The organism is Streptomyces sp. RFCAC02, assembly GCF_004193175.1.
Lineage (GTDB): Bacteria > Actinomycetota > Actinomycetes > Streptomycetales > Streptomycetaceae > Streptomyces.
Map to the genome: position 1 here is coordinate 5,559,587 of NZ_SAUH01000001.1, position 25,501 is coordinate 5,585,087.

Genomic DNA, 25,501 nt, shown 5'->3' on the forward strand with positions numbered 1-25,501 from the left:
CCGGAGCGCGGCCGCTCCCTGGAGAAAGGCGGAACAGCGATGGCCTACACCTACGACCGGAGGGTCACCCACTGTCCCTTCTGCGGCGTCGCCTACAGCGTGGACGCGAGCTGGCCGAGGGACTGCCCCGGCTGCGGCGAGACCCACTGGGCGAACCCGCTGCCCGTCGCGGTGGCCCTGCAGCCGGTGACCCTGCCGGGCGGGGGCCGCGGGCTGGTCGCCGTGCGCCGCGGCATCGAGCCGTGCCTCGGCGAACTGGCGCTGCCCGGCGGTTACATGGAGCTGGGCGAGACGTGGCAGGAGGCCGTCGTCCGTGAGCTGTGGGAGGAGACCGGGCTCGTCGCGCCGGCCGCCGGCGCGCGCCTGGTGGACGCGCACAGCGGCGACCGGACGCTGAACCTCTACGCGATGCTGCCCCCGATGCCGGCCGAGAGCCTCCCCGAGCCCGTCGCCACCGACGAGACGATGGAGTGGCTCGTCATCGACAAGCCGGTGCCGCTCGCCTTCCCCGGCCATGACGCCGTGGTGGCGGCGTACTTCGCGGGCGCCGGCGCCACGGGCGGGGCGCCGGGCCGCTGACGTCAGGCGACCTGCGCGCGCTCCGCGCGCCGTCCCTGGGGCGCGACGGTCTGCCGCGCGGTCGTCCAGGTGCCCAGGGAGATCTCCGCGGTGATCCCCGGTCCGAAACCGGCGATCACGCCCCGCGCGGACTCCGCCGCCCCGCCGTCGGCGAACAGCCGCTCCAGCGCGTCGAAGACGACGCAGCTCGCGATGTTCCCCCGTTCGGTGAGCGTCGTCCTGCTGTAGCGGTACATCTCGGGGGCGACCCCGAGGTAGTGGCACAGGTCGTCCAGGATGCGGGGGCCGCCGGCGTGGACGATGTGGAAGTCGAGCCGGGACATGTCCCACTCGTGCCGGTCCGCGAGGGTCCGCATCGGCGGCGCCAGCATCTGCATCGTCGTGGGCACGCGCTTGTCCAGCAGGAAGTGGAAGCCGGTGCTCCTGACCGCGTACGAGATCCAGTCCTCCGTGTCGGGCACGAGGTGGGACCCGTTGCGCTCCAGGCGGACGCCCGTGCCGCCGTGCCCGCGCACCACGGCCGCCGCGACCGCGTCGCCGAACAGCCCGTTCGACAGGAGCGAGCCGACCCCGAGGTCGGTGGGCTGGTAGCACAGCGAGCAGAACTCGCAGGCGACGATGAGGACGTTCGCCTCCGGGTAGGCACGGCAGAAGTCGTGCGCCCGGTTGATCGCGGCACCGCCCGCGGCGCAGCCGAGCTGCGCGATGGGCAACTGCCGGGTCTCGGGCCTGAAGCCGAGCGTGTTGATGAGCCAGGCGGTCATCGACGGCATCATGAAGCCGGTGCACGACACGTAGACGATCATGTCGATGTCGCGCACGCCGAGGTCGGCGTTCTCCAGGGCGCGGTAGACGACCTGGGGGGTGCGGCGTTTCGCCTCCGCCTCGTACACCCGGTTGCGGGCCTCGAAGCCCGGGTGCCGCAGCGTCTCCTCGATGGGCTGGACGATGTGCCGGGTCTTGACGCCGGTGTTCTCGATGAGCCGCAGGGCCAGGCCGAGCTGCGGATGATCGGCGTGCATGGTGCGGGCGAGCTCCAGCGTCTCCTCGACGGTGAGCACGTTCTCCGGTACGGCGATGGACGGTCTGCACAGGGTTGCCATGATCGATCCCCTCCCCTGGCCGCAGCGGTCGGCTGGTGTGCCGCCGCGGCCTCGATGGCACGTGACATGCGGTGGTGATGGTGGTGATGGACGGTGGTCGTGTCGGTCGTGCTGCTCGTGCGGGACGCGGCGCCGCCGTGCGGCGGCCCGGTCACCAGGTCAGCGGCAGCTCGTACGGGTAGCGCCAGATGGACTCGTTGTTCCAGCGGACCTCCCCGGCCGGCACGGCGAGCGCCAGCCGCGGGAACCGCTCGATGAGGCCGGCGATCGCGATCTCCAGCTCCATCAGCGCCAGCGGGGCGCCGATGCAGTGGTGCGCGCCCCAGCCGAACGTCATGTGCGGCGAGGCGGGCCGGTCCGGGTCCAGCTCGTCCGGCCGGTCGAACCGGGCCGGATCGCGGTTGGCGGCCAGATAGGACACGTGGACGGCCTCCCCGGCGCGGATGAGCACCCCGCCGACCTCCACGTCCTCGGTCGCGACCCGCGGGATGCCGACTCCCTTGCGGAACGGGACGAACCGCAGCAGCTCGTCCAGCGCACGGGGCAGCAGGGACGGTTCCGCGCGCAGCCTGGCCAGCAGCTCCGGCCTGGTGAGCAGGGTGTAGGTGAGGTTGCTGAGCTGGTAGGTGCTGGTGTCGTGGCCGGTCATCAGCAGGACCATGGCCATGACGGTCAGTTCGTCGGCGCCGAGGACGTCGTCGCCGTCGCGCGCCGTGGCCAGCGAGCTGATCAGGTCGTCCCCCGGCTCCTCCCGGCGGCGCCGGGTGAGGTCACCGAAGTACGCCCGCAGCTCCGCCTTGGCGCGGACCGCCTCCTCCTTGGTGGCGGCCCCGGTCGACATCATGGCGACGGCGCGGCGCCGCAGTTCCGGCCGGTCGGCCTCCGGGATGTCGAGGACCTCGCAGATGGTCGTGAGCGGGAGCTGCATCGACACGTGCTTCACGAGGTCCGCGGGCGGCCCGTGCCGCTCCATGCCGGCGAGGAGCCGGTCCACGATCCGCCGGGTCGCGGGCCGCATCGCCTCGACCTTCGGCGCGGTGAACGCCTGGGAGACGAGCTTCCGCAGCCGGTTGCTGGCCGGCGGGTCGAGCAGGTTGATCGACTCCGACTGCACGATCGGCTCCGGCGTCATGCGCGGGAAGTCCCGCCCGGCCACCGCGGCACGGCTGAACCTGCGGTCGGTCGTCACCATCCGCACGTCCTCGTAGCGGGTGACGAGCCACGCCTCGCCCTCTCCGTACGACATGCGGATGCGGGCGACCGGCGCCTCGGTCATGAGTTGCCGCAGCAACGGGTCGAATTCGAGCCCGTCCGCGAAGTCGAACGGACAGGACCACACTGTGTCGGAGGGTTCCACTCCGGCGCTCCAATCGTCGAGGACCGCCGCGATTCGGCGTGTTCCACCTGGACGACGGATCTGTCCCCAGCGGCTTGCCGGGTCATGTCCCGAGCCCGCCGAATTAACCCGTGCGAGGGACATGGGGAACGAACGGCCCTGTACGGAGGCCGGTCGCGCCGGGAGCTTTCACGGACGCGACGCGTTGCCGGCGGACGGGAGAGCCCCGGTGCGCGCGCCGTGGCGCCGGGGCGGCGCCCCGGCGCGCGCACCGGGGGGCGGACATGCCCAGGACCGGCGGCGGTCAGCGTCCCGCGGGCTGTGCCGTCGGCTCGGCGTCGGCGAGGTTGCCGGGGAGCCGCAAACCCTCGCGGAGCGGCACGAGTTCGGACTGGAGGACGAGGGCCGCGGCGCCGATCGCGGGAGCGGTGGCCGCGGACCGGGACAGCCGGACCGTCACGCCGTGGGTGGCCCGGGAGAAGAACGAGCGGTCGAGCTCCGCCTGGGCCACCGGGAGGTAGATGGAGCCCGCGAGGGCGAGGCTCGGCCCGGTGAGCACCATCTGGTCGAGGTCCATCACGTTGGCGAGGGTCCTGGCGGCGACGGCGAGGTGCCGCGCGGACCGCTCAAGCAGCTCCTTGGCCCTCGTGTCGCCGCGCAGGGCGGCCCTCGTGATGGCGGCGAAGTCCGCGAGCCGCCGGGAGGGATCGCCCGAGCCGCTGTCGATGCCGGCGGCGCGGGCGAGTTTGCGGTCGGCACGGGCCGCGGCGACGACCGCGGCGGGGCCGGCGAGCACCTCGGTGCAGCCGCGGGCGCCGCACCAGCACTCGGGTCCCGCGACGTCGAGACAGATGTGCCCGATCTCACCCGCGTTGCCGCTGGCGCCGCGGAACGTGATGCCGTTGACCATGAGGCCGGCACCGATGCCGGTGCCCATGTAGACGGCGGCGAACGTCGAGGTGGCGCCCACGTCGCCGGACCAGTGCTCGCCGAGCGCGGCGGCGGTGGCGTCGTTGTCGAGGACGACGGGGAGGCGGGTCGCGCTCTCCAGTTCGCGGTCGAGCGGGAAGTCGTCCCAATGCCGCATCGCAGGCGGAACCAGACGCATGCCGCTGGTCTGGTTCATGGGGCCGGGAGCGACGAGTCCGAGGCCAAGTATTCTGCTGCGGTCGGCCCCGGCGCCCTCGATCAGGGCGTCAACCTCCGTGGCCATTCTGGCGACCACGACGGGAGGGTCATCGGTGCCGACGCCCGCGCGGGACATCCGGGCCACCACCGCACCACCCAGGTTGGTCAGGACGTACGTGATCCCCGCGTGGTCCAGATGCACGCCCACAGCGAACCGGGAGGACTGGTTGAGCTGGAGCAGCACCCGGCGCTTGCCACCGGTCGACTCGGCCCGCCCGGTTTCGAGGACGAGGCCGTCGTCGATGAGGCGACGGACCACGGTGGAGATCGTCGCGCCGGTGAAGCCCGTCGCGTTGACGAGGCCGACCCGGCTGATCGTGCCGGCCGCCCGGATCACGTCCAGGACGGCGGCTCGGCTGCTGGCGTGGGGCGTGGTCCCCGCCGGTCCGCTCACTTACTCCTCCGCATCGGTCACGGGAGTCCGCAACTTCGGTGTGCGTTGCAAGGGTAACGCTGTGCGTTGCTTACTTTATTTGCCTGACGAAGGCTGCCGCCAGGGGGGCGGAGGCGCAAGACCTGCGCGGATCCGACCCCGCCGCACGGCCGACCCGGCGCGAACGATGATCACGGCGATGTATGCGCGTCGTTGTCTATTCGTGTCATACGAGGGTTGACTTTGTTAATTCGGCGGCTTAACAATCACTTCCCCTGGGTGACTCGCCCCCATGCCCCAACGGTGGGGCAGGTTTTGAGAGGAACAGACATGTCCCTGCACGTGAGGCGACGGGTACGAACAGCGGCTATCGGTGCGGCAGCGGTCGCCCTGCTCGCGGCCGGCTGCGGCAGCGAGGGCGGGGGCGGCGGCAGCTCCACCCCCAACGACACCCTGGTCGTCTACACCGGACAGGCCACGGACTACACGGCCAACTTCAACCCCTTCTCGCCCACCCTGATCGAGGGCCCGGGGACGATCTACGAGCCGCTCTTCTACTACAACGCCTCCAGCCAGGGGGACCCGGAGCCGAAGCTCGGCACCGAGTACGAGTGGACCAAGGACGACGGCACCGAGCTGACCATCACCCTGCGCGAGGGCGTCACCTGGTCGGACGGCAAGCCCTTCACGGCCGAGGACGTCAAGTTCACGTTCGACCTGGTGAAGTCCGAGGCGGTGCCGAACACCATCGGCTTCACGGGTGAGACGGAGGTCGTGGACGACACCACCGTCAAGGTCACCTTCGAGGAGCCCTCCTACATGGACGGCCCCCAGCTCCTCGGCAAGACCTACATCGTGCCGAAGCACATATGGAGCGAGATAGCCGACCCGGCCGCCGACCCGATCGAGCAGCCCGTCGGCACCGGTCCGTTCACGCTGACCGACTTCAAGCCCCAGGCGTTCGTCCTCACCGCCAACGCCGAGTACTGGGACGGCGAGCCCGCGGTCAAGAACATCCGCTACCGCTCCCTCTCCGGCAACCAGGCCGCCGCCTCCTCCCTGGAGGCCGGCGAGATCGACGTCCAGACCGGCCCGGTGCCGAACCTGGAGAACGTCGAGGCCGCCTACGACGGCTACAAGTCCGTCATCGTCCCGATGAACCAGACGGTCCTCGACGCCTGCGCCAACGCGGACCTCGGCTGCGAGGGTCCGCAGACCGACCCGGCCGTGCGCCAGGCGATCTACTACGCGATGGACCGCGAGCAGCTCAACTCCCTCGCCTTCCAGAACACCTCAAGCGACATCTCGCCCGGGTTCGCCCTCCCCGAGCGCGACGCGGCGTACCTCTCCGCCGACCTGGAGAACCGCACCGCCCCGGCCAACGCCGACGCCGCCCGCGCCGAGGAGATCCTCACCGACGCCGGCTGGGAGCGCGGTGACGACGGCATCTTCGCCAAGGACGGCCAGAAGCTGTCCATCACGGCCACCGTCGTCTCCGGCTGGACCGACTACATCACCGCCCTCGACACCATGTCGGAACAGCTCAAGCAGGTCGGCATCGAGCTGATCCCGAGCCAGGTCTCCTGGAACGAGATGTCCGACTCCCGCGCCACGGGCAACTACCAGCTCCTGATCGACTCGCTGTACCCCGGCCCGGCGGCCGACCCGTACTACGTCTACAGCTACTTCTACGGCAGCGGGAACACGGCCGAGGTCGGCGAGATCGGCTCCACCAACTACTCCCGTTACGTCAACGAGGACGTGGACACCGCCATCGACGAGCTGAGCCAGCTCGACCCGGCGGACTCCGAGGCGCGCCAGCCGTACTACGACGAGATCCAGGCGCAGATCGAGCAGGACATGCCGTACATCCCGATCCTGACCGCCGGCACGATCACGGTGTTCAACGCGGAGAAGTTCAGCGGCTGGCCGACGAATGTGGACCTGTACGCGTTCCCCGCCGTGTGGAGCCGGCCGGACCAGGCCGAGGTCTTCGCGAACCTGAAGCCCAACGGTGAGTGACGCACGACGATGAGGTACTACGCCCGGAAGCTGGGGTTCTACGTCGTCGCCCTGTGGGCGGCGCTGACCCTCAACTTCTTCATTCCCCGAATGATGCCGGGCAACCCGGTCGACACGCTGCTGGCGAAGCTCCAGCAGCGTGGCGGCCAGGTCACCCCGGAGACCCGCAGGGCCTTCGAGCTGATGCTCGGCACCAACGACAGCGACCCGCTGTGGAACCAGTACGTCGACTACCTCGGCAACCTGTTCCGCGGCGACCTCGGAGTGTCGGTCAGCGCGTTCCCCGCGCAGGTCAGCACCGTCATCGGTGACTCCCTGCCCTGGACCATCGTCCTGGTCGGCATCGCCACCTTCATCTCGTTCGTCATCGGCATCGTGCTGGGCATGCTCGTCGGGTGGAAGCGCGGTTCCTGGCTGGACTCCCTGGTCCCCGCCACCACGCTCCTCGCGGCCGTGCCGTACTTCTGGCTCGCGCTGATCTTCGTGCTCGTCTTCTCGACGCAGCTCAGCTGGTTCCCGCTCAACGGCGGCTACGACGTCGCCCTCTCCATGGGCTGGAACTGGGACTTCATCAGCTCGGCCATCGAGCACGGCATCCTGCCGGCCCTCACCATCGTGGTGTCGTCGGTCGGCGGCTGGCTCCTCGGCATGCGCAACATGATGGTGTCCACCGCCTCCGAGGACTACATCCTCACCGCCCAGGCGAAGGGTCTGCGCAACCGCCGGATCATGAGCCGCTACGCCGCCAGGAACGCGGTCCTGCCCTCCGTGGCCGGCTTCGCGATCTCCCTCGGCTTCGTGGTCTCGGGCTCGATCGTGACCGAACAGGTCTTCTCCTACCCCGGCATCGGCTCCAAGCTGCTGCAGTCGGTGGAGAACAACGACTACGCGCTGATGCAGGGCATCTTCCTCGTGATCACGGTGGCGGTGCTCGGCGCCAACCTGGTCGTCGACCTGCTCTACGGCCTCATCGACCCCCGTACCCGAGTCGAGAACTGAGCCAAGGAGCAGGCATCATGACCAATCTCAGCCCGCTCACCGGAGCATCCGACGAGAGCGCTCCCCTGGAGGAGAGCGCTCCCGTCGCCGGCCATCAGGCCCCCAAGCGCAGCAGCGGTCTGCGCGCCCTCATGCCGAGGTGGTCGCCGAAGCTCGTCATCGGCCTCTTCCTCGTCGCCGTCATCGCCCTGTTCGGCGCCTTCGGCCCCATGTTCGTCGGGGACCCGGACGCCATCAACAACATCGGCATGACCGAACCGAGCGGCGACTACTGGCTCGGCACCACCCAGACCGGCCAGGACGTCTTCGCCCAGCTCGCCCACGCCACCCGCGGATCGCTCCAGATCGGCCTGCTCGTCGGCATCCTGGCGACCGTCCTGTCGGCGCTGTTCGGCATCATCGGCGGTTACGCGGGCGGCGCGCTCGACGAGGGCTTCTCCCTCTTCACGAACGTCATGCTGGTCATCCCCGGCCTGCCGCTCGTCATCGTCATCGCCGGCTTCGTGCCGGTGGCCGACCGCGGCTGGTGGACCATCGCAGCGGTCCTCGCGATCACGAGCTGGGCCGCATCGGCCCGTGTCCTGCGCGCGCAGACCCTGTCGCTGCGCAACCGGGACTACGTGGCAGCGGCCCGCGTCGCGGGCGAGAAGCGCTGGCGCATCGTGTCGGTGGAGATCCTGCCGAACCTGCTGCCGCTGCTCGCCTCGCAGTTCGTGTTCGCCGTCATCGCGGCCATCCTCTCCGAGGCCGGCCTGTCCTTCCTCGGCCTCGGTGCCTCCAACTCCCAGACGCTGGGCACCATGCTGTTCTTCGCCCAGAACGGCTGGGCGCTCCAGTACGAGGCATGGTGGTGGTTCGGCCCGCCCGGCCTGGTCATCGCGTTCTTCGGCTGCGGTCTCTCGCTGATCAACTTCAGCATCGACGAGATCATCAACCCGAAGCTGCGCACCCAGCGCCTGAAGAAGCAGAAGGCCGAGGCGACCCCGGTCGCCCCCAAGCCGCCCGTCGAGGGCGAGGCCGTCGAGGCGCCGCCCGTGCAGAGCGCGGTCAGTGCCGCGAAGGAGGACCGCCGCGAGAAGGTCCTCACCGTCGAGGGGCTGAACGTCGTCTACCGCACCGACAAGCCGGTGCACGCCGTCAAGGACGTCAACATCACGCTGGGCCGGGGCGAGATCCTGGGCCTCGCGGGCGAGTCCGGCTGCGGCAAGACGACCCTCGCCTACGCCATCAACCGGCTGCACCGGCCGCCGGCCGAGGTCTCCTCCGGCAAGGTCACCTTCCACGACCGCGCCGGCGAGGACATCGACCTGCTCGCCCTCGACAACGAGGAGCTGCGGACGTTCCGCTGGTCGAAGCTCTCCATGGTGTTCCAGGGCGCGATGAACTCGCTCAACCCGGTCATCACCATCCACGAGCAGCTCGACGACGTGCTCACCACGCACAAGCCGGACATGCCGAAGCAGCAGCGCCGCGCCCGCTGCGAGGAGGTGCTGAAGCTGGTCGGGGTCGACCCCCGCCGCCTCGACTCCTTCCCGCACGAGCTGTCCGGCGGCATGCGCCAGCGCGTCATGATCGCCATGGCGATGCTCCTGGACCCGCAGGTCATGATCATGGACGAGCCCACCACGGCGCTCGACGTGGTCGTGCAGCGCGGCATCCTCCGCGAGATCATCCGCCTGCGCGACGAGCTGGGCTTCGCGGTCATCTTCATCACGCACGACCTGCCGCTGCTGCTCGAACTCAGCGACCGGATCGCCGTGATGCGCTCGGGCGAGATCATCGAGTACGCCCCGTCGGAGCAGATCTACGCGAACCCGCAGCACCCGTACACGCGTCAGCTGCTGGACTCCTTCCCCAGCCTGACCGGCGAACGGGGCGCGTTCGTCCGCACCGGCGAGTCGGGCGCGCGCTCCACCGATCCGCAAACCACCGATGTGAAAAAAGGTGCCCGGCGATGACCGCACTCGAGGTCCGCGACCTGGTGAAGGACTTCCGTATCCGCTCCGGCTTCAGCAGCTCCCGGCTGCGGGCCGTGGACCACGTGTCCTTCAAGCTCACGCCCGGCCGTACCGTCGCCCTGGTCGGCGAGTCCGGCTCGGGCAAGTCCACCGTCGCGAAGATGATCGCCCGGCTCGAGCGGCCGACGGGTGGCGAGATCATCGCCACCAAGCCCGACGGCAAGCGGGTCGGGGACCGGGAGTACCGGGACCACGTCCAGATGGTCTTCCAGGACCCCTTCGCCTCGCTCAACCCGTTCCACAGCATCGAGCACCACATCGCCCGCCCGCTGCGTCTGCACCACGTGACGCGCGGGCGGGAGGAGACGCGCCGCCGGGTCGAACAGCTCCTGGAGCGCGTCAACCTCACCCCGGCCGACGCGATGGCGGCCCGCCGGCCGCACGAGCTGTCCGGCGGCCAGCGCCAGCGCGTGGCGATCGCCCGCGCGCTGGCGCCCGGCGCCCAGGTCGTCATCGCCGACGAGCCGGTGTCGATGCTGGACGTGTCCATCCGCCTCGGCGTGCTCAACCTGCTCGCCAGGCTCCAGCGCGAGGACGACCTCGCCGTCCTCTACATCACGCACGACCTCGCGACCGCGCGGCACTTCTCGGACGAGATCCTCGTCATGTACCGCGGCCGTGTCGTCGAGCGCGGTCCGTCGGACGACGTGATCCTCACCCCGCAGCACTCGTACACGCAGCTGCTGGCCTCCGCCGCCCCCAATCCGGACGAACGCGGACGCACCCTCGCCGAGACCCCCGGCGCCATCTCCGAGGAGGACCTCGGCCGTTCCTACGACCACCACACCAAGCAGTGGTCGTCGTTCGACCGGGCCGCTCCGCTGTCCGCCGCGGTCGCCGACCCGGCCGGCGGGGACGCGGTATGAGCCGCACCCCGATCACCTGGACCGGCGGTGGCGTGACGCTCGTCGCCGGCGTCGGGGGCGACCGTCCGGCCGCCCTGCTGTCGCTGCGCCCCGCCGGTCCGGCGGCCTCCTCCGGTACGCCGGACGAGGCCGCGGCACCGCCTCTGGCCGAGCTCCAGGTGCTCGGCCACGGCCGGTTCCCCGGCAGCCACCGGTACGCCGACACCACCGTCGGCGCCCGGCTGCGGTACACCGGCCACACGGAGACCGGCGGGCCGGGCGAGGAGGGCGACCCCACCCTCCGGATCACCCAGCGGGACCCGGAGACGGGTCTTGAGGTCACCAGCGTCTTCACCTCGCTGGGTGCCGTGCCGGCCGTCCGGACCTGGACCGAGGTGCGCGGCACCCGGCCGGAGCCGCTGCGGCTCCAGGCCGTCACCTCGGCCTGCGTCGGCACGTTCCTCGCCGACTCGGGGGCGGCCATCGAGGGTCTCGACGTCGTCCACGGCGACAGCGACTGGGTCGCCGAGGGCCGCTGGCACCGCGTCCCGCTGCGGGACGCGGGGCTCGCCGAGATGGACCCCGAGGCCCATCACCACCCCTCGCGCGGCCGGTTCGCCGTCACCACGCGCAGCTCCTGGTCCACCGGGGAACGGCTGCCCGCCGGCGCGATCGTCGCCGCCGACGACACGTACGCGCTTGCGTGGCAGATCGAGCACAACGGCGCCTGGCACTACGAGATCGGCGAGCGGCGCTCCGGCGCCTACCTCGCCCTCCTCGGCCCGACCGACGCCGAGCACCAGTGGAGCGCCGAGGTCGACGCGGAGCGCGGTTTCACGACCGTCCCGGTCTCCCTCGCCGTCGTCCACGGCGGTGTGGACGCGGCGTTCGGCGCCCTCACCCGGCAGCGCCGTGCCCTGCGGGCCGGCCGCACCCGTACCGACCTGCCCGTCGTGTTCAACGACTACATGAACACGCTCATGGGCAGTCCCACGACGGAGAAGCTGCTGCCGCTGATCGACGCCGCCGCCGACGCGGGCGCCGAGTACTTCTGCGTCGACGCCGGCTGGTACGACGAGGACGGGCACTGGTGGGACAGCGTGGGGGAGTGGCTGCCGTCCACGACCCGCTTCCCCGGCGGCCTCGCCGAGGTCACCGACCGGATCCGCGCCCGCGGCATGGTCCCCGGCATCTGGCTTGAGCCCGAGGTCGTCGGCGTCAGGTCGCCGATCGCGCGGACCCTGCCCGACGAGGCGTTCTTCCAGCGCCACGGCGCCCGGGTCGTCGAGCACGGCCGCTACCACTTCGACCTGCGCCACCCGGCCGCCCGCGCCCACGTGGACGAGGTCGTGGACCGGCTGATCGCCGACTTCGGCATCGGCTTCTTCAAGTTCGACTACAACATCATGCCGGGACCCGGCACCGACCTCGGCGGCGCGGCACCGGGGGCGGGACTGCTCGACCACAACCGCGCCCACCTCGCCTGGCTCGACGGCGTGCTGACGCGGCACCCGGACCTGCTGATCGAGAACTGCGCCTCGGGCGCGATGCGCATGGACTACGCCCTGCTGTCGCGCCTCCACCTGCAGTCCACGTCCGACCAGCAGAACCCGCTGCTGTACCCGCCGATCGCCGCGGCCGCGCCCGCGTCGGTCCTGCCCGAGCAGGCCGGCAACTGGGCGTACACCCAGCCCGAGATGACGGTGGAGGAGTCGGCGTTCACGCTGGCCACCGGCATCATGGGGCGGCTGTACCTCTCCGGCTACCTGAACCGCATGACCCCGGCGCAGCTCGGTCTCGTGCGCGAGGCGGTGGACCTGCACAAGGAACTGCGCGGGGAGATCGCCGGGTCGCTGCCGTTCTGGCCCCTCGGGCTGACGGGCCGCGCGGGGCCGTGGGTCGCGCTCGGCCTGGCCGTGCCGGCTTCCGGCGGGGAGCCGGCGGACGGTCTCGGCGACGCGCTGCTGACGCTCTGGCGCCGCCCGGGCGCGGCGGACACGCTGGACGTACCGGTGCCGCTCCTCGCGGGAGCGGACGCCGAACCGGAGGTCGTCTTCCCGGGCCCCGGCGCCGGGGCCGCCGACTGGACGCTGTCCTGGCAGCCGGACCGCGGCGTCCTGCGTGTCACCGCTCCCGTCTCGGGACCGGCGGCGACGGCGCGGGTCGTCCGGCTGCGCCGCCGCTGACGGGGCCGGCCTGCGGCGCGTGCCGCCGGCCGGCCGTGCGCTAGTGCCGCGTCGCGCGCAGGAGGATCAGGCGCTCGGGGAAGAGCACCGGCGCCTGCAGTCCCGCCGCCTCCAGGGCGCGGCCCGGCAGGTGGACCCCCTCGGGGGTCCACCAGGGCAGGGGGACGCCCCACCGGTGGGCGTTCCCGTCGGGCACGTCGCCCGGCGGGAGGGGACGCACGTGGTACACGGCCTCCGGGTCGAGTCCGGGCAGCCGCAAGGGTCCCGGCGGGTACATCTCGGAGGTGCCGTGCGCGACGACCGCGTACACCGCGTCCGAGAGGTCGTCGGCGACGACCCCGTGCACCTCGTACGCCGGGTCCGCGTGGTCGGCGTGAACGGAGGTGCCGGTGTGCAGCAGGCCCCGCAGGTCCTTGTAGAGCGTGACCCACTCCCGCAGCCGCGCCACGTCGGCGGGGTCGGCGGAGGTGAGGTCCCACTCGATCCCGAAGTGGCCGAACAGCGCGGTGCCGGCCCGGAAGTCGAGGGTGTGCCTGCGGTCGGTCGTGTGGGCCGTGCCGGCTCCCACGTGGGTGCCCATCAGCTCCAGGGGGATCAGCGTGTTGGTCCAGCGCTGGATGCGCTGCCGCTCCAGGGCGTCGATGCAGTCGGAGACCCAGACGCGGTCGGTGCGCTCCAGGACCTCCAGGTCCACGCGGCCGCCGCCGCTGGAGCAGGACTCGATCTCGACGCCGGGGTGGTGGCGGCGGAGTTCGTCCAGCAGGCGGTAGAGCGCGCGGGTCTGGCCGTGCACACCGGCGCGGCCGGTCGGCCGGTGCCCGGCCTCGACGAGGTCGCGGTTGTGGTCCCACTTGAGGTAGGAGATCGGATACGTGGTCAGGAGGTCGTCGAGGCGCTCCAGGATGTACGCGAACGCCTCAGGGCGCGCCAGGTCGAGGACCTGCTGCGACCGGGCGGGGCGCGGCAGCCTGGCGCCGTCGGCGTGCGGTGCCATGATCCAGTCGGGGTGGGCGCGGGCCAGCTCGGAGTCCTCGTTGATCATCTCCGGTTCGACCCACAGCCCGAACTGCATCCCGAGGCCGGTCACATGGTCGGTCAGCGGGCCGAGGCCGCGCGGCCACACCTCGTCGGACACGTACCAGTCGCCCAGCGCGCGGCGGTCGTCGCGCCGTCCGCCGAACCAGCCGTCGTCCAGCACGAAGCGCTCGGCGCCCACGGCGGCTGCGGCGTCCGCGAGTTCGGTGAGGCGGGTGAGGTCGTGGTCGAAGTAGACGGCCTCCCAGGTGTTGACGACGACCGGGCGCGGTGTGGACGGGTGCCCGGGGCGGGAGCGGAGGTGGCGGTGGAAGCGGGCGGATATCCCGTCGACGCCGGTGCCGTACGCCCCGTACTGCCAGGGCGTGGTGTAGGCGGCGCCGGGGTCGAGGACGACCTCGCCGGACAGCAGCAGCTCGCCGGAGCCGAGGAGGGACACCGAGTGGTACGTGCGCTCGGCGAACGTCCGGTGGTTCCCCGACCAGGCGGTGTGGACGCCCCAGACCTCGCCGGTGCGGTTGCCGAAGCCGGGGGTGCCGGCCAGCAGGAGGTACGCGGCGTCGTAGCCGGTGCGGCCCGTGCGGTTCTCGCGGACCCGCAGGCCCTGGGTGAACGCGGTGCGCTGCGGCTGGCGTTCGCGCAGGTGGTGGCCGGTGAAGTCGAGGAGTTCGGTGGCCGCGGGGGGCACCGGCAGGGCGAGGTTCAGCGCGTCCACGGCGAACGGCGTGGTGCCCTCGTTGGTGAGGGTGGCGCGCTGGCGCACGAGGCCGGCCGGCGTCAGTTCGACGGTCAGGTCGAGCGCGAGGGCGGCGGCCGGGTCGGTGGCGCGGACCGTGACGGTGCCCGGGCCGCCGGCCGGCGGGGGGAGCGCGCCGGTGTCGGTCCGCTCGACGCGGAAGGCCGTGGAGAACGCCGTGCCACCGCGGTTGCCGGCCAGGCCGGGGGTGCCGAGCCAGCCCGCGGACTGCTCGGGCAGCACGGCGACCTCGACCGGTCCGTCCACGGAGAAGCCGATCGGCTGCGGGCGCGCGGCCAGGCGCAGCGCGTCGAGCCCGGCCGGGTCCAGCGGGCCGACGTCCGATCCCCAGTGGACGACGCGGGGGAGCGAGCCGCCCGACAGGTCGAGGACCAGGCTCACGCCGGCCGCGCGCAGGTGGACCGTCTCCGGCGCCGAAACCTCGGCGGGAGCGGTGGAGTTGGAGGGGGAGGAAGGGGGTGCCACGGTGGCCGATGTCCTTAGCTGATCGATGGTGCACGACTCTGTTGACTTACTTTATTTGGTTGCATAAGAATCTCTACCCGGTTCGAGGCAGAGAAATTTTTGGGAGTGTTCAACGATGATCCGCCACGCCCTGCATGACGGTTGGCGCCTCACGGCGGTCGCCGGCCCCGTCCCCGACTCCGTCGCGGGCCGCACCCTGCCGGCCCAGGTCCCGGGCAGTGCCCACCTCGACCTGCTCGCCGCCGGGCTCATTCAGAACCCCTTCCTCGACCGGGTCGAGGAGGACCTGGTGTGGGCGCACCGCACCGACTGGCGGTACGTCACCTCCGTCGAGGCCGCGGCCCCCGGCCCCGACGAGCGCGTCGACCTCGTCTTCGACGGCCTCGACACCATCGCCACGGTCGAGTTCGCCGGCCGTGTCGTCGGCAGCACCGCCAACATGCACCGGTCCTACCGGTTCGACGTCCGCGAACTCCTCGACGGCACCCCGGCCGAGCTGGCCGTCACCTTCCGCTCCGCCCTCGCCTACGCGGAGGAGCAGCAGGAACGCCTCGGCTCCCGCCCCCGCGCGTACGACCACCCGTTCAACATGGTCCGCAAGATGGCGTGCAGCTTCGGCTGGGACTGGGGTCCCGACCTCCAGACCGCCGGCATCTGGAAGCCCGTCCGCCTGGAGCGCTGGCGCACGGCGCGCCTCGCCGAGGTCCGCCCGCTCGTGACCGTCGGCGCCGACGGCACCGGCCGCGCCGAGGTCCACGTCCGCGTCGAGCGCTCGGGCCTCGCGGAGGCCGGCGCGCTGACGCTCACCGCCGCGATCGGCGAGCACCGCGCCGAGGTCACCGTCCCCGCCGGCGCGGACAGCGCGAAGGCGACCGTCGAGGTCCCCGACGCCCGGCTGTGGTGGCCCGTCGGCTACGGCGAGCAGCCGCTGTACGACCTGGAGGTGGCGCTCACCGACGCCGATGGCACCCGCCTCGACGGGGCCGAGCGCCGCGTCGGCTTCCGCACCGTCACCGTGGACACGACCCCGGACGCCACCGGCACCCCGTTCACCTTCGTCGTGAACGGCACGCCCGTCTTCATCAAGGGCGCCAACTGGATCCCCGACGACCACTTCCTCACCCGGATCACGCGCGAGCGCCTGGAGCGGCGCGTGGACCAGGCCGTCGACGCCCACATGAACATGCTGCGCGTCTGGGGCGGCGGCATCTACGAGACCGAGGACTTCTACGACGTCTGCGACGAGCGCGGCATCCTCGTCTGGCAGGACTTCCTCCTCGCGTGCGCCGCCTACCCGGAGGAGGACCCGCTGTGGAGCGAGTTCGAGGCCGAGGCCCGGGAGAACGTCGCCCGCCTCACCTCGCACGCCTCCCTCGCCCTGTGGAACGGCGGCAACGAGAACCTCTGGGGCTGGATGGACTGGAACTGGCAGGAGCCCCTCGCCGGCCGCACCTGGGGGCGGCGCTACTACACCGAGCTGTTCCCCTCCATCGTCGCCGAACTCGACCCGACGCGCGCCTACTCGGACGGCAGCCCGTACAGCCCGCGCTTCGCGCCCGAGGAGATCCACCCGAACGAGCAGGACCACGGCACCCGCCACGAGTGGGAGGTGTGGAACCGCGTCGACTACACCGAGTACCGCTCCCACATCCCGCGGTTCTGCTCCGAGTTCGGCTTCCAGGGGCCCGCCACGTGGACGACCCTCACCGACTGGGTCCACGACGAGCCGATGACCCCGACCTCCCCCGGCTTCCTGCTGCACCAGAAGGCGGAGGACGGCAACGGCAAGCTCGACCGCGGCATGGCGCCGCACCTGCCCGCGACCCACACGTTCGCCGACTGGCACTGGGCCACCCAGCTCAACCAGGCCCGCGCCGTGGCGTTCGGCATCGAGCACTTCAGGTCCTGGTGGCCGCGCACCGCCGGCTCCCTCGTCTGGCAGCTCAACGACTGCTGGTCGGTGACCTCCTGGGCCGCCGTGGACGGCGACGAGCGGAAGAAGCCGCTGTGGTACGGCCTGCGCCACGCGTACGCCCCCCGGCTGCTGACCGTCCAGCCGCGCGACGAGCGCCCCACCCTGATCGCGGTGAACGACACCGCCGAGCCGTGGCGGGGTGAAATCGCCCTGTCCCGCGTGACGTTCGACGGCGAGGTGCGCGAGAGCGCTACCATCTCCCTGGACGTGGCGGCCCGTTCGACAGCCGAGTTCGAGCTCGCCGACGCCCTCGTCAAGCCGGCCGACGCGACCCGGGAGGTGCTGGTGGCCACCGCCGACGCCGTGCGCACCGTCCACCTGTTCGCGGAGGACCGCGACCTCGCCTACGACCCGGCCGCGCTGACGGCCGACGCGCAGGCCGTCCCCGGCGGCTACCGGATCGACGTCACCGCCGGTTCGTTCGCCCGCGACGTGGCGATCCTCGCCGACCGGGTCGCGCCGGACGCCGAGGCCGACGACATGCTGATCACCCTGCTGCCCGGGGAGACGCACTCCTTCACCGTGAGGACCGCGGCCGACGTCGACCCGGCGGCGTTCACCGGTCCGCTGGTGCTGCGCAGCGTCAACTCCCTGGCGGCCCCGGCGGTGGAAGTCCAGGGGTGAGTGGGTCGGGTGCCGTCGGCCTCGTCCTCGCCCGGCCGGCGCGGCTGCTGGGCGTGGAGCCGTTCTTCATGGAGTTCATCGCCGGGATAGAGGAGACGCTCGCCGCGCGCGGGATGTCCGTCCTGCTCCATGTGGTGCCCTCCCACGACGCGGAGATCACCGCGTACGAGAGGTGGGCCAGACGTGGCCTCGTCGACGCCGTCGTCGTGGTCAACCTGGCCGCCGAGGACCGCAGGCCCGGTGTCCTGCGGAGCCTCGGCCTCAAATCCCTGGTCGTCGGCACCTGGGCGGCGGATCCGGACACCCCGGCCGTCCCCAGCGACGACGTCGGCCCGGTGCGGGAGGCGTTCGGGCACCTCGTGGAGCTGGGGCACCGGCACATCGCCCGCGTCACCGGTCCCGGCGACCTGCTCCACACCCGGGCGCGGACCCGCGCCATGGTGGCGTGCTGCCGTGAGGCGGGCATCGAGCCGGTGATGCTGGAGGGCGACTACACCGCCGAGTCGGGTGCCGAGCTGACGGCCCAGCTCCTGCGCCGCGCGGTCCGGCCGACCGCCATCACGTACGACAACGACGTGATGGCGGTCGCGGGGCTCGGCGTGGCCAAGGAGCTGGGGGTGGCGGTGCCGCGCGACCTGTCGCTCGTCGCGTGGGACGACTCGGCCATGTGCCAGCTCGCCACGCCCGCGCTGTCGGTGATGCGCGGGGACATCCACCAGTTCGGCGTGACCGTGGCCGAGTCGGTGCTCGAACTCGTCGACGACCTGCCGGTCACGTCGCGGTGGTCGCCGGCCGTACGGTTCCTGCCGCGCGGGTCGACCGCCCCGGCGCCGGTCGCCCGGGCGACCTGAGAGGGAGGCCCCCGGCCGTGCCGGGGGCCTCCGTCCGTCCCCGCGCGGGAGCTACGGCGACTCCGCGATGGGCCTGCCCGCGTCCCGGGGGAGGCGCTCCGTCGCCCGTTCGGCGGTGGCGCGCGCCCAGCGTCCGGTGGTGAGCGCGCCGATGGCGAGCACCAGCACGCCGCAGCAGGCGATCACCCACCACCCGGCCGTCCGCGACCCGGTGCCGAGGACGGTGCCGACGACGGCCACGCCGAGCGCCGAGCCCACCTGGCGGCCGGTGGAGGCGATGCCGGCGGCGACGCCCGACTGCGAACGCGGCATGCCCGTGACCGCCGTGTTCGTCAGCGGCGCGTTCACCAGCCCGAAGCCGATCCCGAAGAAGACATACGCGGTGAACAGCAGCGGGAGGGACGTGCCCGCGTCCACCCGGGTCAGCAGGAGGCCGCTGACGGTGATGGACGTCCCGGCGAGCAGCAGCGGCAGCCGGGGGCCGAGGTGCCCGACCAGGTAGCCGGACAGCGGTGAGCACACCAGGGTGACGGCCGCCATCGGCAGCAGGTGCAGGCCGGCCTCCAGCGCGCTCAGGTGCCGGGCGTTCTGCAGGTAGAGGGTGTTGAGGAAGAGGAAGCCGCCGAGCCCGGCGAACGCCGCGATCGCGATGCCGAACGCCCCGCTGAACGGCGCGCTGCGGAAGAACCGCAGCTCCAGCAGCGGCTGTTCCCTGCGCGGCTCGTACACCAGCAGAGCGATCAGGGCGCATGCCGAGACCGCCACGGGGACCAGCAGCAGCGGCGACGTCCAGCCCTCCTCGCCGCCCTCGATGATGCCGAACGTCAGCCCGCCGAGGACGACGACCACGAGCACCTGGCCGACGGGGTCGAGGCGGCGGGGGTGCGGGGCGCGCGACTCGGGGACGAAGCGCAGCGTCAGGAACAGCGCGGCGAGACCGATCGGCACGTTGATCCAGAAGATCGCACGCCAGTCGAAGAGCTGGACGAGGGCGCCGCCCGCGACCGGCCCGAGCGCCATGGAGATGCCGACCACGCCGCCCCACACGCCGATCGCACGGGCCAGCTCCTTCGGGTCGCGGAACGTGTTGGTGATGATCGACATGGCCACCGGGTTCAGCATCGACCCGCCCACCGCCTGGGCGGCGCGGAACGCCACCAGCCACCCGAGCCCCGGCGCCAGCGCGCACAGCGCCGACCCCGCGACGAACAGCACGAGGCCGGTCCTGAAGACCCGCCGCCGTCCCAGCCGGTCGGCCATCGAGCCGGACAGCATCAGGAACGACGCGATCACGACGGTGTACACGTCCACGGTCCACTGGAGGCCGGAGATGTCCGCGTGCATCTCGCGTTCGAGGGACGGCAGGGCGACGTTGAGGGCGGTGTTGTCGAGGCTCACGATGAGGAGGCTCATGCAGCAGATGGCCAGGACGAGCACGCGGCGTCGCAGGGGCAGTTCGTCGGGCATGGACAGGATCCTCCAGGGTGGTGCCGCCGTGCCGGGCCGCGGCGCGCAGTGACGCGGGCGCGGACTGGGTAGGCAGTACGGGTCAGGCGTGCCGGCCCGGCGCGCCCCGGCCGCGGGCCTCCGTGGCCGAAGCCGGGCGGGAAACGCCCTGGTGGCGGCCCCGCGGCGGGAATACGGCGGCGGTCGGCCGCGTTCTCCCGGGGCGTTCCGCAACGGTCCGCAGGCAGCGAGCGCGAGGAGTGAACCTGTGCCCGACGTCACACCCGAGACCACCGTCATCGCCTACCGCGCCGCCGAGCATCTGCTGGACGCCCGCGATCCCCGTGGCGCCATCAAGCTGCTCGACCCCGTGGTCAGCGCCTACCCGGAGAACACCGCGGCCCGCCTGCTGCGCGCCCGGGCGTTCTTCCTCGCGGCGCAGCTCCGTGCCGCCGAGCAGGAGTTCGGGCTCGTGCTGGAGCGCGAGCCCGACAACGCGTTCGCCCACTTCGCCATGGCCCGCACGCTCCAGCGCGCCGGCAGGGGCGGCGAGTCGCTGCGTCACTTCCGCCTCGCCGCCGCGCTCGACCCGCGCCCGGAGTACGTGGAGGCCGCGCGGTTCGGCGACCGGGCCGGCTGAGCCGGCGCCGGCCGCCCGCCCGCGCGGTCACACCGTGCCGTGGCCGGCGGCGTGCCGGCGCACCGCCGCCGCGATCGACGCCGCGTCGATCCCGGCGGCGCCCAGCTGTTCGGCCTCGGTCGCCGAGCCCGGCATCACGGTCACCGCGAGCCGCAGCAGCCGGGGCACCGGCCCGCCGTCGCTGAACGCGCCGGCGACCGCGTCGCCGAGTCCGCCCTCCGGGTGGTGGTCCTCCACCGTCAGCAGGCAGCCGGTGTCCTCGGCGGCCCGCCGCAGTGTCGCGGCGTCCACCGGCTTCAGCGAGTACAGGTCGATCACCCGCACCCGGATGCCCTCGTCCGCCAGGGAGTCCGCCGCCTTCAGCGCCTCGTGCAGCGTGACGCCCGCGCCGATCACCGTGAGCACGTCGTCGGGCGACGAGCGCAGCACCTTGCTGCCGCCGACCGGGAAGTCCTCGTCGGGGCCGTAGAGCACCGGCGACTTCCCCCGGGACGTCCGCAGGTACGAGATGCCGTCCAGGTCCGCCATCGCGGCCACCAGCTTCGCCGTCTGGTTCCCGTCGCACGGGTACAGGACGGTGCTGCCGTGCACCGAGCGGAACATCGCGAGGTCCTCGAGCGCCATCTGCGACGGACCGTCCTCGCCGATCGCGACCCCGGCGTGCGACCCCGCCAGCGACAGGCGCGCCCGGCTGACCGACGCCATCCGCACGAAGTCGTGCGCCCGGGTCAGGAACGCCGCGAACGTCGACACGTACGGCGTCCAGCCCCGCACCTGGAAGCCCACCGCCGTCGCCACCAGCTCCTGCTCGGCGATGTAGCACTCGAAGAACCGGTCGGGGAAGCGGTCGGCGAAGAACTGCGAGCGCGTCGAGTCCGCGACCTCGCCGTCCAGCGCCACCACGTCCTCGCGGTCGGCGCCGACCGCGGCGAGCGCCTCGCCGTACGCGTTCCTCGTGGCCACGTCGTCACCCACCGTGTAACGGGGCAGATCGGCGTGCACGCCCTGGGCGCGGCGCGGCGCGGTCGCGGCGGCCGGCCGCTCCACCTCGACCCGCAGGTCACGGACGCCGCCCAGCTCGGCGACCGCCTCCTCCTCGTCGGGGACGGGCTTGCCGTGCATGCCCTCGCGGTCCTCCACGGCCCGCACCCCGCGGCCCTTCCTGGTCCTGGCGAGGATGACGGTCGGCCGGTCGCTCTCGGCCAGCGCCTCGTCGTACGCGCCCCTGATCTCCGCGATGTCGTGGCCGTCCACCTCGACCGTGTGCCAGCCGAAGGCGGCGGCGCGCCGGGCGTACGCGTCGAGGTCCCACTCGTGGCGGGTCGGCCCGCGCTGGCCCAGCCGGTTCACGTCGACGATCAGCGTGAGGTTGCCGAGGCGCTCGTGGCCGGCGTGCTCGAACGCCTCCCAGACGGAGCCCTCCGCCATCTCGCTGTCACCGCACAGCACCCACACCCGGTAGGGCTGCTTGTCCAGCCGGCGGCCGGCGAGCGCCACGCCCACCCCGATGGGCAGCCCCTGCCCCAGGGAGCCGGTGGCGACGTCCACCCACGGCAGGCGGGGCGTCGGGTGACCCTCCAGGCGGCTGCCGAGCGTGCGGAACGTCATCAGTTCCTCGTCGCCGATCGCGCCCGCCGCCTTGTACATCGCGTACAGCAGCGGCGAGGCGTGGCCCTTGGAGAAGATCAGGTGGTCGTTCCCGGGGTGGTCCGGCCAGTCGAAGTCGTATCGCAGGTGCCGGCCGAGCAGCACGGCCATCAGGTCCGCCGCCGACATCGAGGACGTCGCGTGCCCCGAGTGGGCGCCGGAGGTGGCGCGCACGGAGTCCACGCGGAGCTGCTGTCCGAGTTCGCCGAGGAACTGGTCCGTGGTCGTGTCGATCGTCGCGGTCATGTCCGAGCCTCCTGGTCCCCGGTCTCCCCGGTCGTCGGTACCACCCGGCGCGGGTACCCGGCGGCACGCCGCGCCTAACGCCGCCGCCACCGCGAAGGGCACCGCCGTACGGCCGGCGCGCGGCGGCGCCGGCCGTACGGCGGTGCCCGGGCGGGGCACGGGTGCCGTCAGGGCATCACGCGGTGCCCGCCGTCCGGCACGCCGTCCCGGTACGGCCAGCGCAGCAGCGCGCCCATGCCGCCCGCCGGCAGCTCCATGGACCCGAGCGGCGGCCCGAGCCCCGCGTCCCGCGCGTCGGCCTCGGCGGGCAGCGGCACGACGTCGGCGCCCGTCGCCGCGGCGGACCGCAGCAGCGCGTCGTCGGCGCGCGCCGACCGGGGCTCGTCCACCCCGAGCGCCTGCGCGTCCGTCCGCCGCACGGCCACCTGGTCCGGGTCCTCGCCGACCCACACGTCGCGGTGCAGGTCGGGCGAGCCGCTGCGCATCAGCAGCGCGTCGATCCGGTGCTGACGCGCTGCGTCCACGAGCTGCCGCACGCCCTCGGCGGCGTCGCCGTGCTCCGGCATCCGGCCGGCGCGGAACCGGTCGAGGACCTCGGCGGCCCGCCGCCCGGCCAGGTCCGCGCGCGCCGCGTCGATCTCCGCGTCCAGCACGCTGTTGTCCGCGCCGGCCGCGCGCCCGCCGGCGTCCGCCTCGTAGGCGACGGCCCGCAGGTGCTCGGGGAGCTGCTCCCACACGGAGCGCCGCTCCCGCGGGTCGCCCGCGACGACGACCATGCCGGCGCCCGTCCGCTCCGCCTCGGCGGCGAGCACCTCGGCGACGTGCCGGGCGTTCTCCTCCCAGGTGTTCTCGACGGCGAGCTGGAAGTGGCGCTCGGACCAGTCGTCCCGGCCGGTGCGGTGCAGCGGCCACTGCTGTCCGGTCGCGTGCCCGGCGCCGCTCGGGTGCCGCCGCGTGGAACGCAGCTCCAGGTCGGCGCCGCGCCGGTCGACGTACGCGACGAGGCAGCTCGGCTCGGGGGCACCGCCGTCGAGCAGCGGGCCGAGGCGCGGCAGCGGCGCGAAGCCTGTGACCGGGGGCGAGGGCGGGGCGTGCGGCAGCGGCACGTCGAGCACCGTCTCGCCGTCCGTGGCGAAGACGGCGTGGCCGAGCACGTCGCGGCCCGAGAGGCCGAGGCCCTCCAGCGTCGCGTACACGGCGCGGCACGTCGCGTCGTCCGCGCCGTCGGCGGCGAGCCGGTCGCACGCGTCGCGCGCCTGGAGCCCGGCGACCGGGACGGCGTTCTCGTCCGTCCGCGAGGTGTCCAGGTAGACGGACGCCCACGGGCCGGGCCTGGTCAGGACGGGGTCGAGGAAGTCGAGTTTCATGCCACGGCCTTCCCGAACTCGCGCAGCAGGGCGTCGTCGAACGCCGGCAGGTCGTCCGGCTTGCGGCTGGTGACCAGGGTGTTCGGCCCGGCCGTGCAGACCACGACCTGCTCGTCCACCCAGTCGGCGCCCGCGTTGCGCAGGTCGGTGCGCAGGCTCGGCCACGACGTCATCCGCCGGCCGCGCACCACGTCCGCCTCGATCAGCGTCCAGGGCGCGTGGCAGATCGCGGCCACCGGCTTCCCCGCGTCGAAGAAGCCCTTCGCGAAGGCGACGGCGCGGTCGTCGAGCCGCAGCGCGTCGGGGTTCGCCACGCCGCCCGGCAGGACCAGCGCGTCGTAGTCGTCCACCTTCGCCCGGTCCACCGTCTCGTCCACGGGGAACGTGTCGCCGTGGTCCAGGTGCTTGAACGCCTGGATCCCGCCGGGTTTCGTGGAGACGAGCTGAGGGGTCTCGCCGGTCTCGGTCAGGGCACGCCAGGGCTCCGTCAGCTCGACCTGCTCGACGCCCTCCGGTGCCACCAGAAACGCGATACGCATCTATCTCGCCCTTTCTCCGCGGCCCGCTTCCGGGTGCGCTGGGAAGTGTGTCCCTGTTGGTCCCCCGTTGCTCCCGGACCGGGTAACCGACGCCTCCGGCCCCAAAACCCGGCCGCTCCCGGGGACCGCCACCGCCGCGCCGGTCCGTTTGCGCCCCGCGGGCGCGGGAACCCGGCCGCACGTGAGCGGACGGCAGCGGGAGCGGATCCGGGTGGCAGGGCGGGACGTGCCCCTGTCCCGCCCGGACAAGCCGATGTTCCCCGACGACGGCATCACCAAGGCCGAACTCGTGGACTACTACCGGTCCGTGGCCCGTCCGATGCTCACCTACACCCGGGGCCGCCCCGTCTCCATGGAGCGCTACCCGGACGGGTACACCGGCCACTCGTTCTTCCACAAGGACGTCCCCCGGCACTTCCCCGACTGGGTGCACCGCGCGGAGGTGCCGAAGGCGGGCGGCAGCCTCACCATGGCGGTCTGCGACGACGCCCCGACGCTCGCCTACCTCGCCGGCCAGGCGTGCATCACACCGCACATCTGGCTCAGCCGCGCCGACCGTCCGGACTGCCCCGACCGCATGGTGATCGACCTGGACCCGCCGGAGGGCGGGGGAGCGGACGCGGACTTCGCGACGGTCCGCTGGGCCGCCACCGCCGTCCGCGACCTGCTCGCCGACCTCGGGCTGAAGTCCGTCGTCATGACGACCGGTTCACGTGGCCTGCATGTGCTCGTCCCCCTGGACGGGAAGAGCGACGTCGACACCGTGCGGGCGTTCGCGCGCGACGCCGCCGGCGTCCTCGCGGCCCGCCACCCCGACCGGCTGACCACCGAGGTCCGCAAGGACCGCAGGAAGGGCCGGCTGTACCTGGACACCCAGCGCAACGGCTTCGCCCAGACCGCCGTGGCCCCCTACGCCGTCCGGGCACGGCGCCACGCCCCGGTCGCGACGCCGCTGACCTGGGACGAGGTGGACGACCCGGACCTCGGGCCGCGGAACTGGACCCTGCGCACCCTGCCCGGCAGGCTCGCCGAGCGCGGCGACCCGTGGGCCGGGCTCCACCGCCTCCGCCGCTCCCTGCGCCCGGCGCAGCGCCGGCTCACACGGCTCACCACCGCACCACCCCGCGCCTGACCCCGAATCCCCCGTGGGGGTGGATTGAAAGCCGGTCCCCACACCCGGCGGTCGCACCGCGTTACGTTCCTGCGGGTGGCCGGAACCCGTCGGAGTGCCGGTCACCGACGACAGCGCACTGACAGCTA

General features: G+C 72.7%; 18 protein-coding genes. 10 read left to right on the plus strand and 8 right to left on the minus strand.

Features of this window, described 5'->3' with window-relative positions:
* Window positions 1-39: 39 nt before the first annotated feature.
* Window positions 40-579, plus strand: coding sequence for an NUDIX domain-containing protein (locus tag EMA09_RS29365; protein ID WP_129843337.1), 540 nt, complete (start codon window positions 40-42; stop codon window positions 577-579).
* 2 nt (window positions 580-581) lie between these two features.
* Here the strand turns inward: EMA09_RS29365 and EMA09_RS25680 are convergent, their stop codons facing one another.
* From EMA09_RS25680 to EMA09_RS25690, 3 genes are all read right to left on the minus strand, one after another.
* Window positions 582-1,682 (minus strand): type III polyketide synthase, encoded by a 1,101-nt coding sequence (locus EMA09_RS25680; protein ID WP_129843338.1) that lies wholly within the window; start codon window positions 1,680-1,682, stop codon window positions 582-584.
* A 151-nt stretch (window positions 1,683-1,833) separates the two neighbouring features.
* Window positions 1,834-3,039, minus strand: coding sequence for a cytochrome P450 (locus EMA09_RS25685; protein WP_240796569.1), 1,206 nt, complete (start codon window positions 3,037-3,039; stop codon window positions 1,834-1,836).
* A gap of 283 nt (window positions 3,040-3,322) precedes the next feature.
* Window positions 3,323-4,600: an ROK family transcriptional regulator gene (locus tag EMA09_RS25690; protein ID WP_129843339.1), complete on the minus strand. Its 1,278-nt coding sequence runs from the start codon at window positions 4,598-4,600 to the stop codon at window positions 3,323-3,325.
* Window positions 4,601-4,909: 309 nt separating this feature from the next.
* On the opposite strand from EMA09_RS25690, the gene EMA09_RS25695 reads away from it, so the two are divergent.
* From EMA09_RS25695 to EMA09_RS25715, 5 genes are read left to right on the plus strand one after another with little or no spacing between them, the layout of a single operon-like run.
* Entirely contained in the window at window positions 4,910-6,601 is a 1,692-nt protein-coding gene (locus EMA09_RS25695) for an ABC transporter substrate-binding protein (RefSeq protein WP_129843340.1), read from the plus strand.
* 9 nt (window positions 6,602-6,610) lie between these two features.
* Window positions 6,611-7,600 carry an ABC transporter permease gene (locus EMA09_RS25700; RefSeq protein ID WP_129843341.1) on the plus strand — a complete coding sequence of 330 codons (990 nt, stop codon included), beginning with the start codon at window positions 6,611-6,613 and terminating at the stop codon, window positions 7,598-7,600.
* Window positions 7,601-7,617: 17 nt separating this feature from the next.
* Entirely contained in the window at window positions 7,618-9,558 is a 1,941-nt protein-coding gene (locus EMA09_RS25705) for a dipeptide/oligopeptide/nickel ABC transporter permease/ATP-binding protein (RefSeq protein ID WP_129843342.1), read from the plus strand.
* Window positions 9,555-10,484, plus strand: a complete 930-nt coding sequence (locus tag EMA09_RS25710; RefSeq protein ID WP_129843343.1) for an ATP-binding cassette domain-containing protein — start codon at window positions 9,555-9,557, stop codon at window positions 10,482-10,484. The genes EMA09_RS25705 and EMA09_RS25710 overlap by 4 nt, the downstream gene beginning before the upstream one ends.
* A complete protein-coding gene (locus EMA09_RS25715; protein ID WP_129843344.1) occupies window positions 10,481-12,649 on the plus strand; it encodes a glycoside hydrolase family 36 protein in 2,169 nt (722 codons plus the stop codon). Before EMA09_RS25710 ends, EMA09_RS25715 begins: the two co-directional genes overlap by 4 nt.
* A gap of 40 nt (window positions 12,650-12,689) precedes the next feature.
* Here the strand turns inward: EMA09_RS25715 and EMA09_RS25720 are convergent, their stop codons facing one another.
* The gene (locus tag EMA09_RS25720) at window positions 12,690-14,822 is read right to left on the minus strand and encodes an alpha-galactosidase (RefSeq protein ID WP_240796726.1); all 2,133 of its coding nucleotides are present in this window, start codon (window positions 14,820-14,822) and stop codon (window positions 12,690-12,692) included.
* 199 nt (window positions 14,823-15,021) lie between these two features.
* Between EMA09_RS25720 and EMA09_RS25725 the strand changes: the two genes are divergently transcribed.
* Window positions 15,022-17,505: a glycoside hydrolase family 2 protein gene (locus tag EMA09_RS25725; RefSeq protein ID WP_129843346.1), complete on the plus strand. Its 2,484-nt coding sequence runs from the start codon at window positions 15,022-15,024 to the stop codon at window positions 17,503-17,505.
* Window positions 17,502-18,356, plus strand: a complete 855-nt coding sequence (locus EMA09_RS25730) for a substrate-binding domain-containing protein (protein ID WP_129843347.1) — start codon at window positions 17,502-17,504, stop codon at window positions 18,354-18,356. The genes EMA09_RS25725 and EMA09_RS25730 overlap by 4 nt, the downstream gene beginning before the upstream one ends.
* Before the next feature lie 51 nt (window positions 18,357-18,407).
* Here the strand turns inward: EMA09_RS25730 and EMA09_RS25735 are convergent, their stop codons facing one another.
* Window positions 18,408-19,823, minus strand: a complete 1,416-nt coding sequence (locus EMA09_RS25735) for an MFS transporter (RefSeq protein ID WP_129843348.1) — start codon at window positions 19,821-19,823, stop codon at window positions 18,408-18,410.
* Between the two features lie 247 nt (window positions 19,824-20,070).
* Here EMA09_RS25735 and EMA09_RS25740 point away from each other — a divergent pair, with 247 nt between their 5' ends.
* A complete protein-coding gene (locus EMA09_RS25740) occupies window positions 20,071-20,442 on the plus strand; it encodes a tetratricopeptide repeat protein (protein ID WP_129843349.1) in 372 nt (123 codons plus the stop codon).
* 27 nt (window positions 20,443-20,469) lie between these two features.
* Here the strand turns inward: EMA09_RS25740 and EMA09_RS25745 are convergent, their stop codons facing one another.
* From EMA09_RS25745 to EMA09_RS25755, 3 genes are all read right to left on the minus strand, one after another.
* Window positions 20,470-22,335 carry a transketolase gene (locus EMA09_RS25745; protein ID WP_129843350.1) on the minus strand — a complete coding sequence of 622 codons (1,866 nt, stop codon included), beginning with the start codon at window positions 22,333-22,335 and terminating at the stop codon, window positions 20,470-20,472.
* A 167-nt stretch (window positions 22,336-22,502) separates the two neighbouring features.
* Window positions 22,503-23,702, minus strand: a complete 1,200-nt coding sequence (locus EMA09_RS25750) for a Vms1/Ankzf1 family peptidyl-tRNA hydrolase (protein ID WP_129843351.1) — start codon at window positions 23,700-23,702, stop codon at window positions 22,503-22,505.
* The gene (locus EMA09_RS25755; RefSeq protein WP_129843352.1) at window positions 23,699-24,241 is read right to left on the minus strand and encodes a type 1 glutamine amidotransferase domain-containing protein; all 543 of its coding nucleotides are present in this window, start codon (window positions 24,239-24,241) and stop codon (window positions 23,699-23,701) included. The genes EMA09_RS25750 and EMA09_RS25755 overlap by 4 nt, the downstream gene beginning before the upstream one ends.
* Before the next feature lie 181 nt (window positions 24,242-24,422).
* On the opposite strand from EMA09_RS25755, the gene ligD reads away from it, so the two are divergent.
* A complete protein-coding gene (ligD, locus tag EMA09_RS25760; RefSeq protein WP_276324206.1) occupies window positions 24,423-25,373 on the plus strand; it encodes a non-homologous end-joining DNA ligase in 951 nt (316 codons plus the stop codon).
* Window positions 25,374-25,501: the final 128 nt, after the last annotated feature.

What these genes read in the sequence shown, in the direction of transcription:
- EMA09_RS29365 (WP_129843337.1), top strand. Translation starts at nt 40, where the DNA reads ATGGCCTACACCTACGACCGGAGGGTCACCCACTGTCCCTTCTGCGGC.
- EMA09_RS25680 (WP_129843338.1), bottom strand. Translation starts at nt 1,682, where the DNA reads ATGGCAACCCTGTGCAGACCGTCCATCGCCGTACCGGAGAACGTGCTC.
- EMA09_RS25695 (WP_129843340.1), top strand. Translation starts at nt 4,910, where the DNA reads ATGTCCCTGCACGTGAGGCGACGGGTACGAACAGCGGCTATCGGTGCG.
- EMA09_RS25700 (WP_129843341.1), top strand. Translation starts at nt 6,611, where the DNA reads ATGAGGTACTACGCCCGGAAGCTGGGGTTCTACGTCGTCGCCCTGTGG.
- EMA09_RS25705 (WP_129843342.1), top strand. Translation starts at nt 7,618, where the DNA reads ATGACCAATCTCAGCCCGCTCACCGGAGCATCCGACGAGAGCGCTCCC.
- EMA09_RS25710 (WP_129843343.1), top strand. Translation starts at nt 9,555, where the DNA reads ATGACCGCACTCGAGGTCCGCGACCTGGTGAAGGACTTCCGTATCCGC.
- EMA09_RS25715 (WP_129843344.1), top strand. Translation starts at nt 10,481, where the DNA reads ATGAGCCGCACCCCGATCACCTGGACCGGCGGTGGCGTGACGCTCGTC.
- EMA09_RS25725 (WP_129843346.1), top strand. Translation starts at nt 15,022, where the DNA reads ATGATCCGCCACGCCCTGCATGACGGTTGGCGCCTCACGGCGGTCGCC.
- EMA09_RS25735 (WP_129843348.1), bottom strand. Translation starts at nt 19,823, where the DNA reads ATGCCCGACGAACTGCCCCTGCGACGCCGCGTGCTCGTCCTGGCCATC.
- EMA09_RS25745 (WP_129843350.1), bottom strand. Translation starts at nt 22,335, where the DNA reads ATGACCGCGACGATCGACACGACCACGGACCAGTTCCTCGGCGAACTC.
- EMA09_RS25750 (WP_129843351.1), bottom strand. Translation starts at nt 23,702, where the DNA reads ATGAAACTCGACTTCCTCGACCCCGTCCTGACCAGGCCCGGCCCGTGG.
- EMA09_RS25755 (WP_129843352.1), bottom strand. Translation starts at nt 24,241, where the DNA reads ATGCGTATCGCGTTTCTGGTGGCACCGGAGGGCGTCGAGCAGGTCGAG.